This window comes from Paraburkholderia sp. RL18-101-BIB-B (assembly GCF_046026985.1).
Lineage (GTDB): Bacteria > Pseudomonadota > Gammaproteobacteria > Burkholderiales > Burkholderiaceae > Paraburkholderia.
In genome coordinates this window covers 185,239-201,298 of the sequence record NZ_JARESV010000002.1, presented here as the reverse complement: position 1 = coordinate 201,298, position 16,060 = coordinate 185,239, and the positions used below count along the sequence as shown (strand labels likewise).

General features: G+C 62.6%; 12 protein-coding genes and 1 tRNA gene. 8 read left to right on the top strand and 5 right to left on the bottom strand.

What is annotated here, in order from left to right; all coding sequences use genetic code 11:
* Positions 1-97 precede the first annotated feature (97 nt).
* Positions 98-3,580, bottom strand: coding sequence for a transcription-repair coupling factor (mfd, locus tag P0D73_RS03875; RefSeq protein WP_408429841.1), 3,483 nt, complete (start codon positions 3,578-3,580; stop codon positions 98-100).
* 121 nt (positions 3,581-3,701) lie between these two features.
* On the opposite strand from mfd, the gene ispD reads away from it, so the two are divergent.
* Both ispD and ispF read left to right on the top strand, forming a co-directional pair.
* A complete protein-coding gene (ispD, locus tag P0D73_RS03870; RefSeq protein ID WP_408286724.1) occupies positions 3,702-4,415 on the top strand; it encodes a 2-C-methyl-D-erythritol 4-phosphate cytidylyltransferase in 714 nt (237 codons plus the stop codon).
* Positions 4,416-4,460: 45 nt separating this feature from the next.
* Positions 4,461-4,940, top strand: coding sequence for a 2-C-methyl-D-erythritol 2,4-cyclodiphosphate synthase (gene ispF / locus P0D73_RS03865; RefSeq protein WP_132374734.1), 480 nt, complete (start codon positions 4,461-4,463; stop codon positions 4,938-4,940).
* Positions 4,941-5,023: 83 nt separating this feature from the next.
* Here ispF and P0D73_RS03860 read toward each other — a convergent pair whose 3' ends face one another.
* The 3 genes from P0D73_RS03860 to ompR form a co-directional block, all read right to left on the bottom strand.
* Complete coding sequence (locus tag P0D73_RS03860; protein WP_408175517.1) at positions 5,024-5,572, bottom strand: peroxiredoxin; 549 nt, start codon at positions 5,570-5,572, stop codon at positions 5,024-5,026.
* 186 nt (positions 5,573-5,758) lie between these two features.
* On the bottom strand, positions 5,759-7,108 hold the full coding sequence (locus tag P0D73_RS03855; RefSeq protein ID WP_007182020.1) for an ATP-binding protein: 1,350 nt from the start codon (positions 7,106-7,108) through the stop codon (positions 5,759-5,761).
* Between the two features lie 44 nt (positions 7,109-7,152).
* Positions 7,153-7,887, bottom strand: a complete 735-nt coding sequence (ompR, locus tag P0D73_RS03850) for an osmolarity response regulator transcription factor OmpR (protein ID WP_006048917.1) — start codon at positions 7,885-7,887, stop codon at positions 7,153-7,155.
* A gap of 229 nt (positions 7,888-8,116) precedes the next feature.
* On the opposite strand from ompR, the gene P0D73_RS03845 reads away from it, so the two are divergent.
* The 3 genes from P0D73_RS03845 (at position 8,117) to P0D73_RS03835 (ending at position 11,599) form a co-directional block, all read left to right on the top strand.
* Positions 8,117-8,437 (top strand): hypothetical protein, encoded by a 321-nt coding sequence (locus P0D73_RS03845; RefSeq protein WP_132374732.1) that lies wholly within the window; start codon positions 8,117-8,119, stop codon positions 8,435-8,437.
* Positions 8,438-8,619: 182 nt separating this feature from the next.
* Positions 8,620-10,257 (top strand): DUF1800 domain-containing protein, encoded by a 1,638-nt coding sequence (locus tag P0D73_RS03840; RefSeq protein ID WP_408429839.1) that lies wholly within the window; start codon positions 8,620-8,622, stop codon positions 10,255-10,257.
* 97 nt (positions 10,258-10,354) lie between these two features.
* Positions 10,355-11,599, top strand: coding sequence for a DUF1501 domain-containing protein (locus P0D73_RS03835; RefSeq protein ID WP_408429836.1), 1,245 nt, complete (start codon positions 10,355-10,357; stop codon positions 11,597-11,599).
* Between the two features lie 46 nt (positions 11,600-11,645).
* On the opposite strand, the gene P0D73_RS03830 is transcribed toward P0D73_RS03835, so the two are convergent.
* A complete protein-coding gene (locus P0D73_RS03830) occupies positions 11,646-12,470 on the bottom strand; it encodes a squalene/phytoene synthase family protein (RefSeq protein ID WP_408286716.1) in 825 nt (274 codons plus the stop codon).
* A 409-nt stretch (positions 12,471-12,879) separates the two neighbouring features.
* On the opposite strand from P0D73_RS03830, the gene P0D73_RS03825 reads away from it, so the two are divergent.
* From P0D73_RS03825 to P0D73_RS03815, 3 genes are all read left to right on the top strand, one after another.
* A tRNA-Leu gene (locus tag P0D73_RS03825) sits at positions 12,880-12,966 on the top strand.
* A 382-nt stretch (positions 12,967-13,348) separates the two neighbouring features.
* Positions 13,349-14,485: a porin gene (locus P0D73_RS03820; RefSeq protein ID WP_408313159.1), complete on the top strand. Its 1,137-nt coding sequence runs from the start codon at positions 13,349-13,351 to the stop codon at positions 14,483-14,485.
* Between the two features lie 156 nt (positions 14,486-14,641).
* Complete coding sequence (locus P0D73_RS03815) at positions 14,642-16,051, top strand: MFS transporter (RefSeq protein ID WP_408429833.1); 1,410 nt, start codon at positions 14,642-14,644, stop codon at positions 16,049-16,051.
* Positions 16,052-16,060 lie beyond the last annotated feature (9 nt).

Sequence of the window (16,060 nt, the reverse complement as noted above, 5' to 3'; positions counted from 1 at the left end):
GCGTTTGCGCACCGCAGCATGAACGAAAAAACGCTAGACGTCCCGCGTTTTTTTAACGCCGCGCCAACGCCGCATTAGCGCGGCGCGATCGACGAACTCATCGCGCAGCAGCGCTGGCCGCGGTGCCGCGGCTCGGCGTGCCGAGCGCGCGCAAGGTTTCCTTGACCGTGGCGACACGCACCGCGAGATCCGGGCTGCGCGTTTCGATACGCAGCTTGTCCTGGCCCGCGAGCTTGATGTGCTTGTGCTTCTGCACCATCTCGATGATCCGCATCGCGTCGATCGGCGGATTGGGGATGAACTGCAAGCCGATCACCGCTTCGCCGGCGTCGATCTTCGAAATACCCAGCGGCTTCGCCGCCAGCCGCAGACGATGCGTCTCCACCAGCGCATGCGCTTGCGGCGGCAACTTGCCGAAACGGTCGATCAATTCTTCCTGAATGCCGTCGATCGAATCGTTGTGTTCGCAATTAGCCAGCCGCTTGTAGAGCGACAGACGCTCCTGCACATCGCCGCAATAGTCCGCCGGGAGAATCGCCGGCGCGTGCAGGTTGATCTCGGTGGTCGCGGCGAGCGGTGCGGTGAGGTCGGGCTCCTTGCCTTCCTTGAGCGCCTTCACGGCGTCGTTCAGCATGTCGGTGTAGAGCTGGAAGCCGATCTCGTGAATCTCGCCCGACTGTTTGTCGCCGAGCACTTCGCCCGTGCCGCGAATCTCGAGGTCGTGCATGGCCAGATAGAAGCCCGAACCGAGTTCCTCCATCTGCTGGATCGCTTCGAGGCGACGTTGCGCCTGTTTGGTCAGCCCTTGCGGATCGTGGACCAGCAGATACGAATACGCCTGGTGATGAGAACGGCCCACACGGCCACGCAACTGATGCAATTGCGCGAGACCGAACTTGTCGGAGCGATGAATCAGGATCGTATTGGCGCTCGGCACGTCGATACCGGTTTCGATAATCGTCGTGCACAGCAACACGTTGGCGCGCTGCGCAACGAAGTCGCGCATCACGCGTTCGAGTTCACGTTCATGCATCTGTCCATGCGCGACCGCGATGCGCGCTTCGGGCACCAACGTTTCGAGCATTTGCCGGCGATTTTCGATCGTCTCGACTTCGTTGTGCAGGAAGTAGACCTGGCCGCCACGCTTCAACTCGCGCAGCATGGCTTCGCGAATCACGCTGTCTTCCTCGCGCCGCACGAAGGTTTTGATCGCGAGGCGCTTTTGTGGCGCGGTGGCGATCACGGAGAAATCGCGCAGGCCTTCGAGCGCCATGCCGAGCGTACGCGGGATCGGCGTGGCGGTGAGCGTGAGCACGTCCACTTCGGCGCGCAAGGCCTTCAAGGCCTCTTTCTGACGCACGCCGAAACGGTGTTCCTCGTCGATGATCACGAGTCCCAGCCGCTTGAACTGCACGTCGGACGAGAGCAGCTTGTGCGTGCCGATTACGATATCGACACTGCCGTCGTTGATCTGCTGGATCGCCGCGCTGACTTCCTTGGTCGACTTGAAGCGCGACAGTTCGGCGATCCGCACCGGCCAATCTGAGAAGCGGTCGCTGAAGGTTTGCGTGTGCTGTTCGGCGAGGAGCGTGGTGGGCGAGAGCAGGGCAACCTGCTTGCCGCCCATTACCGCGATGAACGCCGCACGCAGTGCCACTTCGGTCTTGCCGAAGCCGACGTCGCCGCACACGAGGCGATCCATCGGCTTGCCGCTCGTCATGTCGCCGATCACGGCCGCGATCGCCGCAGCCTGGTCCGGCGTTTCCTCGAAGCCGAAACTCTCCGCGAACTTCACATAGTCTTTCGGTTCGAGCGCGAACGCATGGCCCGAACGGGCGGCGCGGCGCGCGTAGAGATTCAGCAGTTCGGCCGCGGTGTCGCGGATCTGCTGCGCGGCCTTGCGTTTGGCTTTTTCCCACTGGCCTGAGCCGAGCGAGTGCAGCGGCGCGCTTTCCGGATCGGCGCCGCTATAGCGCGAGATCACGTGCAACTGCGCGACCGGCACGTAGAGCTTGCTGTCGCCCGCGTATTCGAGGTGCAGGAACTCGGTCTCGCCTTCGCCGAGATCCATGGTCACGAGTCCCATATAGCGGCCGATGCCGTGCTGCGAATGCACGACCGGATCGCCCACTTTGAGCTCGGACAGATCGCGCACCATCGAATCGACGTTGCTCGCCTGTTCCTGACGGCGGCGCCCCGAGCGACGCGCGAGCGGACCATACAGCTCGGTTTCGGTGATGATCGCGATGCCGTCGACCGGCACGGCAAAACCGTTGGCGAGCGGCGAGACGCCCAATGAAAAGCGCTCGTCGCTCGTGAGCCAGTCCTGGAAGCTGTCGCTCGATACCGGTCGCAGATGATTGTCGGCGAGCAACTGCAACAGCGTTTCGCGCCGGCCCGCCGATTCGGTGGCGAACAGCACGCGGTTCGGCGTGGTGTCGAGATACGCGCGCAAGGCTGCGACCGGATCTTCCGCATGACGATCGATCGCGAGATTGGGCAACGGCGTCGACCAGCCGCCGCCGGCGTTGGCGGGCAGCGAGAGCCGCGCGAACGGTTTGGCGAGCGTGAAGAAGTCTTCGTCCGACAGGAACAGGCGCTGCGGCTCCAGAATCGGCCGGTCGCGGTCGTGCGAGAGGAAGTTGTAGCGCTGCTTCGTGTCGTTGGTGAAGCGCCGGATCGCCGCCTCGAGATCGCCGACGAACGCCAGTTGCGCGCCTTGGGGCAGGTAATGGAACAGCGTGGCCGTGTCGTCGAAGAAGAGCGGCAGATAGTATTCGATCCCCGCGGACGGCACGCTGTTGCCGATGTCCTTGTAGATCGACGCGCGGCTCGGGTCGCCCTCGAAGGTCTCACGCCAGCGGCTGCGGAAAGCGGTGCGGGCGGCTTCATCGAAGGGAAATTCGCGGCCCGGCAAGAGGCGCACGTCTTTCACCGGGTACAGGCTGCGCTGCGTGTCCGGGTCGAACGCGCGGATCGAGTCGACCTGGTCGTCGAACAGGTCGATCCGGTAGGGCAAGGGCGAGCCCATCGGATAGAGATCGAGCAACGAGCCGCGTACGCAGTATTCGCCCGGACGCACCACCTGGCTTACGTGTTCGTAGCCGGCCAGGGTCAACTGCGCCTTGAGCTTGGCTTCGTCAAGGCGCTCGCCTTGCGAGAAGGAGAACGTGTAGGCCGCCAGGAACGAGGCGGGCGGCATGCGGTACAGCGCCGTGGTGGCGGGCACCAGCAGGATGTCGCAGCGGCCTTCGCCGAGATCGTGCAGCGTGGCGAGGCGCTCCGAGACCAGATCCTGATGCGGTGAAAAGGTATCGTAAGGGAGCGTTTCCCAGTCTGGCAGCAGGCGCACGCGCGCCTCGGGCGCGAAAAAGCCGATTTCTTGTGCCAAACGCTGCGCATCGACGGCGCTTTCGCACACGACCGCCAGCAGCGGCACCTTCTCGCGATAGGCGAGATGGTAGCGGGCGATCAGCAGCGCGTCGGACGAGCCGTGCGTGCCGTCGAAGGCGAAACGCTGGCCGGCCTTGACGAGCGCGACGGGCGGGGAGTACTGCGATGATGCGGCGATGTCTGGCATAGATGAGAAAAAGCGGCCTCAGGCTCACACGTGACCGGCAAGTTTACGCGTGTCGGGGCGTGGATGCGAAGGACCTATTATAAAATCCGTCCTTTACTTTGACTTCGCGGCATCCGCACTCGTGACTTCCCGTCTATTTGCCCTGATTCCGTGCGCTGGCACCGGCAGCCGTTCCGGCGCCGCGATGCCCAAACAATATCGCACTGTCGCCGGTCGCGACATGTTGCATTACTCGCTGGCGGCATTCGACGCCTGCAGCGAGTTTGCGCAAACCCTTGTCGTGATCGCCCCGGACGACGCGCACTTCGACGGCCGCCGCTTCGGCGGCTTGCGTTTTGCCGTGCGCCGCAGCGGCGGGGCCTCGCGCCAGGCGTCGGTGCTCAACGGCCTGCATGCGCTCGCCGAGTTCGGCGCGCGTGACGACGACTGGGTGCTCGTGCACGACGCGGCGCGGCCGGGCATCACGCCCGCGCTGATTCGCACGCTGATCGGCGCGCTGAAGGACGACGCGGTGGGCGGCATCATGGCGTTGCCCGTGGCGGACACGCTGAAACGGATCGACGCTAGCTCGTCCGACGGCCGGATCGCCCGCACCGAGGCGCGCGACGGCTTGTGGCAGGCGCAGACGCCGCAGATGTTCCGCATCGGCATGCTGCGCGAGGCGATCCTGCGCGCGCAGGCCGACGGTCACGACCTGACGGACGAAGCGAGCGCTATCGAATGGCTGGGCTATGCGCCGAAGCTGGTGCAGGGCAGCTTGCGCAACTTCAAGGTGACATATCCGGAAGACTTCGATCTGGCCGAGGCGATTCTGAGCCGGCCGGCGGCTGCGTGATCAGCGATTTCAATTTTAGTGAGCGGACTTGAGGACTTGACGCATATGGATTTCAGAATTGGGCAAGGGTATGACGTGCATGCGCTGGTGCCGGGACGTCCGTTGATCATCGGCGGCGTGACGATTCCCTATGAGCGCGGCCTGCTCGGCCATTCGGACGCGGACGTGCTGCTGCACGCCATTACCGACGCCATTTTCGGCGCCGCCGCGATGGGCGATATCGGCCGGCATTTCTCCGATACCGACGCGAAATTTGCCGGCGCCGATAGCCGCGTGTTGCTGCGTGAATGTTTCGCGCGCGTGAAGGCGGCGGGTTTTTCCATCGCCAATGTGGATAGCAGCGTGGTGGCGCAGGCGCCGAAGCTGGCGCCGCATATCGAGGGCATGCGCGCCAATATCGCCGCGGATCTTGATCTGCCGATCGAGCGGGTCAACGTCAAAGCCAAGACCAATGAGAAGCTCGGTTATCTCGGCCGAGGCGAGGGCATTGAAGCTCAGGCTGCGGTTCTGCTGATCAAGAACTGATTGGTTTTACAAAGCGCGCAGCGGCGGGAGCCTCGCCGCGTTGCGCGCATTCAAGCCCTAGGCGGGCTTTTCACCAGCACCGCTTAGAGCGTGTCGCCGCCGACTTCGCGGTTGCAAGCACACGGCTCGTCCGTTTGCAAGCCGTCCAGAATGCGCAGCACTTCTTCCGGGTTGCGGCCCACGTTCAAATTGTTCACCGACACGTGCTGGATCGTGTTGTCCGGATCGACGATGAAGGTGGCGCGCAACGCGACCCCGGCCTCCTGGTCACGCACGCCCAACTGGTCGATCAGCTCGCCCTTCACGTCGCCGAAGGCGTAGTGGTTCAGCCTGTCCAGGTCCTTGTTCGCGCGGCGCCATGCCAGTTTCACGAATTCGTTGTCGACGCTGCCGCCCATCAACACCGCGTCGCGCTCTTCGAAATCTTTGGCCAACTTGGCGAATTCGACGATTTCCGTCGGACACACAAACGAGAAATCCTTCGGGTAGAAGTAGATGATCTTCCACTTGCCCGGGAACGACTGCTCCGTGATCTCTTCGAACGCCGACATGCCGTTCTCTTCATGATGGTTGAAGCCCGGCTTCGCGGCAGTGACGGTGAACGCTTCGAGTTTATCGCCAACGGTTCTCATGGAAGTGCTCCTTCGTGTGTCGGAAAACAGCATGCTTTCAGGCTACCAACTCGCCGCAACGAGCGCGTTCCATGTGATTCGCGGTCGTGCTATTGAATTATCTGTCCGATAGCTATAAATAACTAACCGGGTGGTTATTATTCGACGCGGCATATCCTCACGAAGGACGGATGACGCCCGTTCCGATCAGACGCCCTTGGCGAGCGGAAACTCGATGGTGACCTCCAGACCCGGTCCAGGCGTGCGATTGCGCAAGCGCAGCGCGCCACGGTAACGGCCCACGAGGCGCTGGACGATGGCCATACCAAGGCCCGTGCCGTTCGCCTGAGTGCGCGCCGAATTCACACGATAGAACGGCCGCGTGACAAGCGCCAACTGGTCTTCCGGAATGCCGGGGCCTTCGTCGACCACGGACAGCTCGACCCGCGAGTGCGACACCCGCGTTTCCAGAATCACGTGCGGAATGCCGTCGCCGTCGCTCAGACCATACTTGCGCGCGTTTTCCAGCAAGTTGCCGACCACCCGCCGCATGTCGGTTTCGTCGGCTTCGATCACCGCCGACGGCGCGAGCCGCGTGATCAGGCGCATGCTGTCTTCGCTCTGCATGCGCGCGGCCAGTTCTCCCGCGATCACGGACAGGTCCACGGGTTCCGGCACGCGCTGCACCGGGCGCGCGTAATCGAGGAACCGGCCGATGATCATGTCCATCTGCTCGATGTCGTCGACCATCGCATCTTTGGTGGCCTGGTCGGACGGGCTCATTTCGGTTTCGAGCCGCAGCCGCGCGAGCGGGGTGCGCAGATCGTGCGAGATGCCCGCGAGCATCAGCGCGCGGTCGGCCTCGAGCTGTTCGAGGTCCTGCACCATCTGGTTGAAACTGCGATTGGTTTCCGCAGCGACGCCCATGCCGCGCTCGGGCAGCGGCTCCGGCGACTGCCCGGAGCCGACCTTGCGCGCGGCCATGGCGAGGCGCGCAAACGGACGGTTCACGAGACTCGTAATGAAGGCCGCGCCGAACAGCGACAGCGCCAGCGCGAACACGCCCCAGCCGGCCCATTGCAAACCGGTGGCGTTGTCGAGCTGATCGCGGTCGAGCGCGACCCAGTAGTCGTCGTCGTCGATCTTGAAGCTGATCCAGACGCCGGGGATGTCGTTCACGCTCTGGGCAATCACGGTGTCGTCGCCGAGGCGGCCGCGAATGTCGTGTTCGATCAGCCGGTTCAGCGACTCGTCGGGCTGCAGCTTGTACTTGTCGGTGGTTTCGCGCGGGTACACGCGCACCCCTTCATTGCTTTCCAGATCCTGCAGCAAGGCGCGCCGCAGGTCGGGATCGGAATAGAGGAGTGCGGTGCGCGTGAGCTTGACGATGGCGACGAGCTGCAACGCCACGCGCTGCGCGCGCGGCTCGCGTTCGATCACCCGGAAGCTCTGGAACCACGCGGCGAGACTGACTGCGATCAACAGCGCGATCAACAGAAAGGTCCGCCAGAAAAGGCCGCCGAACGCGAGCGTCAGGAGGCGCCGGTCGATCCGCATGGGCCCTTCTTATTTAGAATCAAAAGCAGCAGATGAAAACAAACTCAGGCTGCACCGTCGGGGATGAACACGTAGCCCAGACCCCAGACGGTCTGAATGAAACGCGGGCTGCCCGGATCAGGTTCGATCAGCTTGCGCAGACGCGAGATCTGCACGTCGAGACTGCGGTCGAAGACTTCGTACTCACGGCCGCGTGCGAGCTCCATGAGCTTTTCACGCGACAGCGGCTGGCGCGGGTGACGCGCGAACACCTTGAGTACCGAGAACTCGCCCGTGGTCAGCGGAATTTCCTGGCCGGCCTTGGTGAGCGTACGGGTGGCGAGATTCAACGCGAACTCGCCGAACTCGAACACCTCGGTGGTTTCGGACGGCGCGCCCGGCAACTCCGAAGGCGACTGGCGGCGCAGCACCGCGTGGATGCGTGCAACCAGCTCGCGCGGGTTGAATGGCTTGGGTAGATAGTCGTCGGCGCCCATTTCGAGGCCGACGATCCGATCGACGTCTTCGCCCTTGGCCGTCAGCATGATGATCGGCGTGCGGTCGTTGCTGCCGCGCAGGCGCCGGCAGATCGACAAACCATCTTCGCCTGGCAGCATCAGATCGAGCACCAGCAGGTCGAAGCGCTCACGCACCCAGAGCTTGTTCATGGACGGCGCGTTCTCGGCGACATAGACATTGAAGCCCTGTTCACCGAGGTAGCGGCGCAGCAGATCGCGCAGGCGCGGATCGTCGTCGACGACGAGGATTTTCGAAGGGTTTTTAGTTTCCATGGTCGGCATCTTAGCGCGATTAGAAAGTGGTGCGCGTTTGCATCATTTAACGGGTTACAGTCAGTTACAAAATTTACCCGCACTGTGGCACGACGTAAAGCGGGGGCAGGTAGACTCCTTTACTGAATGCGGCTGTTCGGTGGATACTTCACACGACTAAAACTATCGCACCCGGCTCGTTACCGGGGTTCGTATACGCATTTGAGGTAGCCGGTTGCCGCGCCACGAAGGGAACAACATGAAGGGAGGGGTTTGGCCGAATGTGCGCCTAAGCGTGATTGCACTGGCGGTAGCCGGTACGCTTGCAGGCTCACTAGGACCAACGCTCGCCCATGCCCAGCCTTCCGCCGACAGAGCTGCGAGCGAGCACGCGCCCAAGCAGGGCAAGCCCAGCCGCCACAACCCGAACACCGACCACCCCGCATCAGACGTCATGTTGCGCACCGCAGTTCCCCCCGATCTTGATCAACGTCGTCGTGACGGTCATATGACGCCCGACGAACGGCGTCTGTTACGGCAGCATATCGAAGACGCTGTCCGCGAACTTTATAAGCGGTAGCTATTATCGTGCCAGCCCTCGGCACGAGTTTCACGCTTCTGCCCCGCGTGAAAGAATTCATCGCATTTCCCCCGTCAACTTTCCCGTTCAGTCTGCCGTTGAGTCGTCAGAGCGAAGCGCGCCATGCACGCACTGCACGCGCCAACGCCTGTTCCATGACGTCGCGCCAATCTTGATGACCGATGATGAAATTGCTCACGCGTGGTAGTCATGGCCGCCGGTTCGCAGCATCGGCGATTGCGCTGGCGGTGGTGGCATGTGGTGGACCGGCCGTCGCTGTGCAGCCGGGCGCGACCCATGGTCAACAGTTCAGGCACCGTGTGGCGACCGCCGATGAGCGTGCAGCTTCAGAGCGCGAACAGAGCATCCTCGGTGCCGACGATGCGCGCTTCTTCCTGACGCGCGTCGGCTTCGCGCCGGATAGCGCCGAGCTTGCGCAATACGTTGGACTCACGCGAGCGCAGGCGGTCGACAAGGTACTCGCGAGCACTCGAACCGAGGCGGTCACGCCGTTGCCCGACTGGGTCCTCGAACCGATTCCGACACGCGAGACGCGCAAGGCGTGGAGCGACGATCAACGTCGCGAAGCGCTGCGCCTGCGTGGCCAGCGTTACGAACTATTACGCGCGTGGTGGGTGCGTGAGATGTCGACCACGCCGTCGCCGCTCACCGAGCGCATGACGCTCTTCTGGCATAACCACTTCACGTCGGGTCAGGACAAGGTGCCGTATCCGCAGCAGATGGCGCTGCAGAACATGCTGTTGCGGCGAGACGCGCTCGGCCACTTCGGCGAGCTGTTGCACGACGTCGCCAAAGATCCGGCGATGCTGCAATACCTCGACGGCGCGAGCAATCGCAAGGGCAAGCCCAACGAAAATTTTGCCCGTGAAGTGATGGAGCTGTTCACGCTCGGCGAAGGGCATTACACGCAGCGCGACGTGTCGGAGGCTGCACGTGCGTACACCGGTTGGAGTCTCGATCCGGACACGCAGGCCTACGTGTGGCGCGCCAACCAGCACGACGACGGCGAGAAGACCGTGCTCGGCGAGACGGGGCCGTTCGACGGCGACCAGGTGCTCGATATTCTGCTCGCACGGCCGGAAACGGCGATCTTCGTGACCACCAAACTGTGGCGAGAGTTCGTCTCGGATACGCCGGACCCGTCGCGCATCGAACCGATCGCGGCGCGGTTTCGCGCGAGCCACTACGATATCAAGATCGCGTTGCGCGGTGTCTTCCTGACCGACGCGTTCTGGGACGACGACAATCGCGGCGTCCTCGTGAAGTCGCCGGCGGAGTTCGTGGTCGGCACGCTGCGGGCGTTCGACATCGGCTACGACGACACTGCGCCGTTCGCCTCGCAAATCCGCGCGCTCGGCGAGAACCTGTTCTATCCGCCGAACGTCAAAGGATGGCCGGGCGGCACGACATGGATCAATAGTTCCACGCTGCTCGCCCGCAAGCAATTCGTCGAGCAGCTGTTTCGCGCGACCGAGGCTGCCGGTACGCGGCGCATGACCAATCCGATGAACGCAGAGTTCGCGGCAAGCGGCGCGATGCCGGACATGCAGACGGCGCCAACGCCGCAACGCACGATGGCGCGGGCCGCTCAAGGTGGCAAAGGTGGCGTACGCTTCGACATCGAGACGTGGCTCGCGCACTACAACACCGCGCCGACGGCCAGGCCGGGCGTGTCGGCCGAGTTGCAGTTGCAGCATGCGGTCTTGCCGCTCACGCCGGTGGATGCGATCGAAACCGGTTCGACCGCGAGTGCGTATCTGGAGGCATTGTTGATGGACCCGGCGTATCAACTGAAGTGAGGTGAGCCGCTGAAATAAGCACGCGCCAGGACGCTAAAAAGAATGTGTCTGTCGGCGGCGACACGATTCGCGCCGCGACAATCGAACGAGGTGCAGGATGAAACGACGCAGCTTTCTCTCGATGAGCGCGGCCGCCAGCGCAACACTCTGGCTGCCCCACGCGTTCGGCGCGCAGATGGCGGCGCCGGGCGCGTCTTCGGCACGCGGCTACGACAACCTGTTGATTCTCGTCGAACTGAAGGGTGGCAACGACGGTTTGAATACCGTGATTCCCTTTGCCGATCCCGCCTACTACCAGTTGCGCAAGAACATCGGCATCAAACGCGAGCAGGCGATTCAACTCGACGAGCGCACCGCGCTGCATCCGTCCTTGCAACCGCTGATGCCGCTGTGGCGTGGCCAGCAACTGGCGATCGTGCAGGGCGTGAGCTATGCGCAACCGAACCTGTCACATTTCCGCTCGATCGAGATCTGGGACACCGCGTCACGTTCCGACCAATACTTGCGCGAGGGATGGTTGACGCGCGCGTTTGCGCAGACGCCGGTGCCCGCCGGTTTTGCCGCCGACGGCGTGGTGATCGGCAGCGCCGAGATGGGGCCGCTCGCGAACGGCGCGCGTGCGATCGCGCTGGTCAATCCGGCGCAGTTCGTCAAGGCTTCGCGGCTCGCGAAGCCGGTATCGCTGCGTGAGCGCAATCCCGAGCTGGCGCATATTCTCGACGTCGAGAACGACATTGTGAAAGCCGCCGACCGGCTGCGTCCCGCGCGAGGACAGGCTCAGTTGAAAACCGTGTTTCCCGGCGGCGCGTTCGGCAGCTCGATCAAAACGGCGATGCAGGTAGTGGCGGCGGGTGAAGCTCCGAAGAAAGTTTCTTCGGGAAACGCGCCACAAGAACAGCCGAAGCGTGGCCAGGGTGTCGCGGTGATCCGCCTCACGTTGAACGGGTTCGACACGCATCAGAATCAGCCAGGTCAGCAGGCGGCGCTGCTCAAGCAGCTCGCGGAAGGATTGATGTCGATGAAGTCGGCGCTCGTCGAACTCGGCCGCTGGGACGATACGCTGGTGATGACCTATGCCGAGTTCGGCCGGCGTCCGCGTGAGAATCAGAGCAACGGCACCGATCACGGCACCGTGGCGCCGCATTTCGTCATGGGTGGACGCGTGCGCGGCGGCTTATATGGCGTGCCGCCGGTGCTGGCGCGGCTCGACGGCAATGGCAACTTGCCGGTCGGCGTCGATTTCCGGCAGCTTTACGCCACCGTGCTCGGGCCGTGGTGGGGACTCGACGCGTCGACGATTCTGCAGCAGCGGTTCGAGCCGCTGCCGTTGCTACGTGTCTGACAACGTGCTGTGAGCGCAACTGGGCTGATGCAGCCGCGCCGGTCGATCACCTCGCGCGCCACGCGATCCACAGCTTGCGGATCGGCGTCAACGCGATGCGCTGATGCAGAACGTGATAGCCGTCGCGTTCGATTTCATCCAGCAAGGCCAGCGCCAATGCCGCCTGCGCGACGAGCGTGCGCTGCGAGCGGCGCTTGCTTGCAGGCACGGCGCCGAGCGCGGTCTGCAACGCATCGCGGGCGCGCTTGGTCTCGAAGCGCATCAACTCGGTGAACGCGTCGCTATATTTTCGATTGATCAGGTCCGCGGCAGTCACATTGAAGCGCTGCATTTCGTCGATGGGAATATAGATGCGGCCGTGGCGCGCGTCATTGCCCGTTTCGACGACGATCTGCGCGAGCAGCAGCGCCTCGCCAAGCGGTGCGGACCAGTTCGACGCCTGCGCGGGATCTTTCGCCGTCGCGCGCGCGATCAACGACGCGAAGGTGCCACCCACGCCTTGCACGTAGCGCCGCAGATTCGGGTAGTCGAGATAACGCGCCTGGTCGAGGTCCATCTCGAAGCCGGCGAGCAACGCCTGCAGCGCCGGGTACTCGGCTTTCACATCGGGCAGATAGGCTGCCAGCGCCTTGGACACCGGATGCGACGGCGAGCCCGAAGCCAGTGCGGCGAGCTCGTTTTGCCACCACGCGAGTTTCGTGCGGCCGATGGCCGGATCGCTGGTCTCCTTGACCGTTTCCTCGAACTCACGGCGCAGCGCGAACAGCGCGGTCAACAGCGGCTGGGTGGCTGCGGGCGCCTGCCGAAGCGCATAGTAGGTGCTCGATCCGGGCGGCGCCGCTTTCTGCTGGCAATATTCGTCGAAATTCACAGGATTGGGAATGTGGGGAAGGCAGGCGAAGAAGGGGCACGCCGTGCGTGCATCAAGCCAAAAATTGTAGCATCGGCGCCGCCCGGACAGATGCCAGGCAAATGCAGACAAGCGCGAATCAATCGGTTAGAATCTCGCGCTTACGCTTTCGGGCACGTGTTTCTGACGCGGCTGACGGCATGCGGGACAACGGGCAGGCGCATCGTGCCGTGCCTGCCTGCGCGGGTAGCGAAATGGGTGGGCGGACCAGGTTCAGGTCCTGACGCTCCGCCAGGCGGCGGCAGGGCTGAAGTCGCGGGAACCCGCGTAGAATAAGGGCTGTTGCTGGTATCGCAGAACTTCGATGTCTCGCCTAGGTTTGTATCGCTCGCGATATCGTAGCGGTCCTGCCTGCCAGGTAAAAAAATTCGCGTGAGTGGCGAAATTGGTAGACGCACCAGGTTTAGGTCCTGACGGGAGCAATCTCGTGCCGGTTCGAGTCCGGCCTCACGCACCAAAGAAATAAGGCCACGTTCCCAAAAGGTACGTGGCCTTTTTTACGTCCGTCGCGCGCTCAAGCTGCCGATCCGCCATCAACGTCGGGCTTGTGATCGCATCCAGCATATTTGGGCAGTTCTCGCCATAGGCGCACGCCCGAGCCTCACAACATCCACTGAACGCTGCGGGAACCGCTTGACCGATTATATTGGATCCAGGATATTGTAGTTCGTTGTGAGGGTCTTTCTGTGTGGAGACCCGCAAGCGTCGTCCTGTGAAGATGACGGGGCAATCGGTTCCCGTCCGGCTGTCACCCAAGCCGCGCGGGCGGCACCATACACAGAGATCTGGCAGGACATTCCATTTGCTATCAGTAGTACCACTTATTAAAGAGGGGCGAGATGAAGAAGGCAGGTATGGCAGCTGCGATCATGTCCACCGCGGTCGTGTGTCACGCGCAGAGTTCCGTTACGTTGTACGGCACGCTGGACGATGGGATCACGTATACAAACAACCAGGGTGGCCACTACAACGTCCAGGCCTCCAACGGTGCATTAGGCAGCACAAAATGGGGGTTTCTGATCAACGAGGATCTCGGCGGCGGATACAGTACGGTGGCCCGTCTGGAAAGCGGCGTCGATATCAATACCGGAAAGCTGAATAACGGTGGGCGTCTGTTTGGCCGTCAGGCCTACGTCGGCCTCGGCTCGCCCTTCGGTACCGTGCTGATGGGGCGCCAGTACGATCTGGTGCTCGATTCGCTGATCGGTCTTTCAGCTTCTGGCCGGTTCAATGGAATTCTCGCTACGCACGCAGCAGACGTCGATAACGTCTGGGGCAACTACTCGCTGAGCAATTCGATCAAGTACATCTCGCCTACCTACGGCGGTTTCAAACTGTCGGGGCTTTTCAGCCTGGGCGGCGTGGCAGGAGACTTCTCCAACGGTAAAAAGGAGGCGATCAGCCTCAGCTACGCGAACAACGCGCTCAGCGCCAGCGCGGTATTCTCGCGAATCAATAACCCCGCGACGTCCATCTACGACGCGACGGCAAACCCCGTGGCCGGCGGCACGTTTGTGAACCCGATCACCAATCCGACTTACAGCGGGTACACGTCGGCCCAGACCCTGCAGGTTGCGGGCGCTGGCGTCAACTATCGCATCGGCGCGGCGCTGCTGGGGTTCACCTATACGAATACCCGCTTTGAAGACGTGGTGCGGACGTCGTCGACGCCGTTTTCGGGCACGGCGACCTTCAATAACTACGAGGCGCTGGCAACGTACAACGTCACGCCGGCACTTCTGCTGGGAGCCTCGTATGACTATACGAAGGCTGAATCGGCGAAATATTTGCAGCTCAACGTGGGCACTCAGTACAGCCTGTCGAGGCGGACGTTGCTCTATGCGACGACCTCCTGGGAGCGGGCGACCGGTATCGATTCGACCGGCAAGTCCGCCGTCGCGGCATTGTCCTTCCTGACGCCGTCGTCCACGAATAGCCAGGTCGCCGTCCGCGCGGGCATCCGCCATACTTTTTAAGGGCTCCAGGTCCCGATTCACAGTCGCGTCCCGGGCGACGGAAGCACACGCGGAGGTTTACCCGGCCTTGACTCTGGATTTTGGATACAGGATATTGTTATCGCACTTCGGTCCGGAACTCCGGGCTGGTCGATCCCTCATTGCGGGAGCAACTACATGTCACCGATTGCAGCCCGGCTCGAACGACTTCCGTTCAGCCGTTTCCACTTCAAGCTGCTCATCATGGGCGGCTTGGGCTTCATGTTCGAAGCCGTTGACGCAGCCATCATCGCGTTTATCCTGCCCGTTGTTCGTACCAAATGGCATCTGACGAGTTTCGAAACCGGGCTACTCGGTAGCAGCACTTATGTCGGCTTTCTCGTCGGCGCGCTATTCGCCGGCTTGCTGGGCGACCGTTTTGGCCGCCGTGTCGTGATGATGTGGGCGTTGACCTTCTTCTGCGTGCTGACGTTCGCCAACGCGTTTGTGAACGACTGGCACACGTTCGCCTTGCTGCGAGCCATAGCCGGCATTGGGATGGGCGCCGAGGGCGCGATCATTGCGCCGTTCCTGGTGGAGTTCGTCAGTAACCGCTATCGGGGTGCCTTCACCGGAGCGCTGGCTGGTTTCTTCTCGTTCGGTTTCGTGGCTGCGGCGCTGATCGGCTACTTCGTGATCCCGCTGAACCCGGAAGGCTGGCGTATCGCGCTGGTGATCGTTTCCGTGCCTGTCGTCGTGCTGCTGTGGTGGCGGCGTTCGCTACATGAGTCGCCGCGGTGGCTGGAGATTCGCGGCCGTCATGCCGAGGCCGAAGCCGTCGTGTCCGATATCGAACGGCAGATCGAACGCACGGGTGTGACGCTGCCTCCCGTCGTGCCTGTGGCAGGCGCTGGCGCCAGCTATGAGCACTCGGGTTCCTTCTTCGGAAACCTGAAGCTGCTGTGGAAGCCGCCGCTCGCCAAAACGACGTTGATGAGCTGGTGTCTATGGCTGTCGGTGACGTTCTGCTCTTACGCCTTCTTCGTCTGGATCCCCGGCTTGCTCGTTCAGCACGGCATGACCATTACGAAGAGCTTCTCCGTCTCGATCCTGATCTACCTCGCGCAGATTCCGGGCTACTACTCGTCGGCATATTTTTGCGAAAAGCTGGGGCGCAAGGCCACGATCGTCACGTACATGGGACTGGCTTGCGTCGCAGGTATCTGGTTGGCCAATGCAGGCAGCGACACATCGATCGTCCTTGCTTCGATCTTCATGTCCTTCGCGATGAACGGCGTCAACGCGGGCGAATATGCCTATACCCCTGAGGTGTTCCCGACGCATCTGCGTGCGACGGGGATGGGTACGGCTTCGGCGTTCGGCCGTATCGGCGCGATCTGCTCACCCATGCTGGTGGGCTACATCTACCCGCTGTGGGGTTTTGCCGGCGTGTTCGGCATGACCACCGTCATCCTGCTGATCGGCGCGCTCGCCGTGATTTTCCTGGGCGTCTCGACAACCGGGAAGACGCTCGAACAGATTTCCGACGAGGAGTACGGCTCAATGCGTCCCGACGCGCAAAGCGCCGCACTTCGAACCGCGAAATAAGGAGTTTTC

What these genes read in the sequence shown, in the direction of transcription:
- ompR (WP_006048917.1), bottom strand. Translation starts at nt 7,887, where the DNA reads ATGCCGACCATGGAAACTAAAAACCCTTCGAAAATCCTCGTCGTCGAC.
- P0D73_RS03820 (WP_408313159.1), top strand. Translation starts at nt 13,349, where the DNA reads ATGAAGAAGGCAGGTATGGCAGCTGCGATCATGTCCACCGCGGTCGTG.
- mfd (WP_408429841.1), bottom strand. Translation starts at nt 3,580, where the DNA reads ATGCCAGACATCGCCGCATCATCGCAGTACTCCCCGCCCGTCGCGCTC.
- P0D73_RS03860 (WP_408175517.1), bottom strand. Translation starts at nt 5,572, where the DNA reads ATGAGAACCGTTGGCGATAAACTCGAAGCGTTCACCGTCACTGCCGCG.
- P0D73_RS03855 (WP_007182020.1), bottom strand. Translation starts at nt 7,108, where the DNA reads ATGCGGATCGACCGGCGCCTCCTGACGCTCGCGTTCGGCGGCCTTTTC.
- P0D73_RS03815 (WP_408429833.1), top strand. Translation starts at nt 14,642, where the DNA reads ATGTCACCGATTGCAGCCCGGCTCGAACGACTTCCGTTCAGCCGTTTC.
- P0D73_RS03840 (WP_408429839.1), top strand. Translation starts at nt 8,620, where the DNA reads ATGATGAAATTGCTCACGCGTGGTAGTCATGGCCGCCGGTTCGCAGCA.
- P0D73_RS03845 (WP_132374732.1), top strand. Translation starts at nt 8,117, where the DNA reads ATGAAGGGAGGGGTTTGGCCGAATGTGCGCCTAAGCGTGATTGCACTG.
- P0D73_RS03835 (WP_408429836.1), top strand. Translation starts at nt 10,355, where the DNA reads ATGAAACGACGCAGCTTTCTCTCGATGAGCGCGGCCGCCAGCGCAACA.
- ispF (WP_132374734.1), top strand. Translation starts at nt 4,461, where the DNA reads ATGGATTTCAGAATTGGGCAAGGGTATGACGTGCATGCGCTGGTGCCG.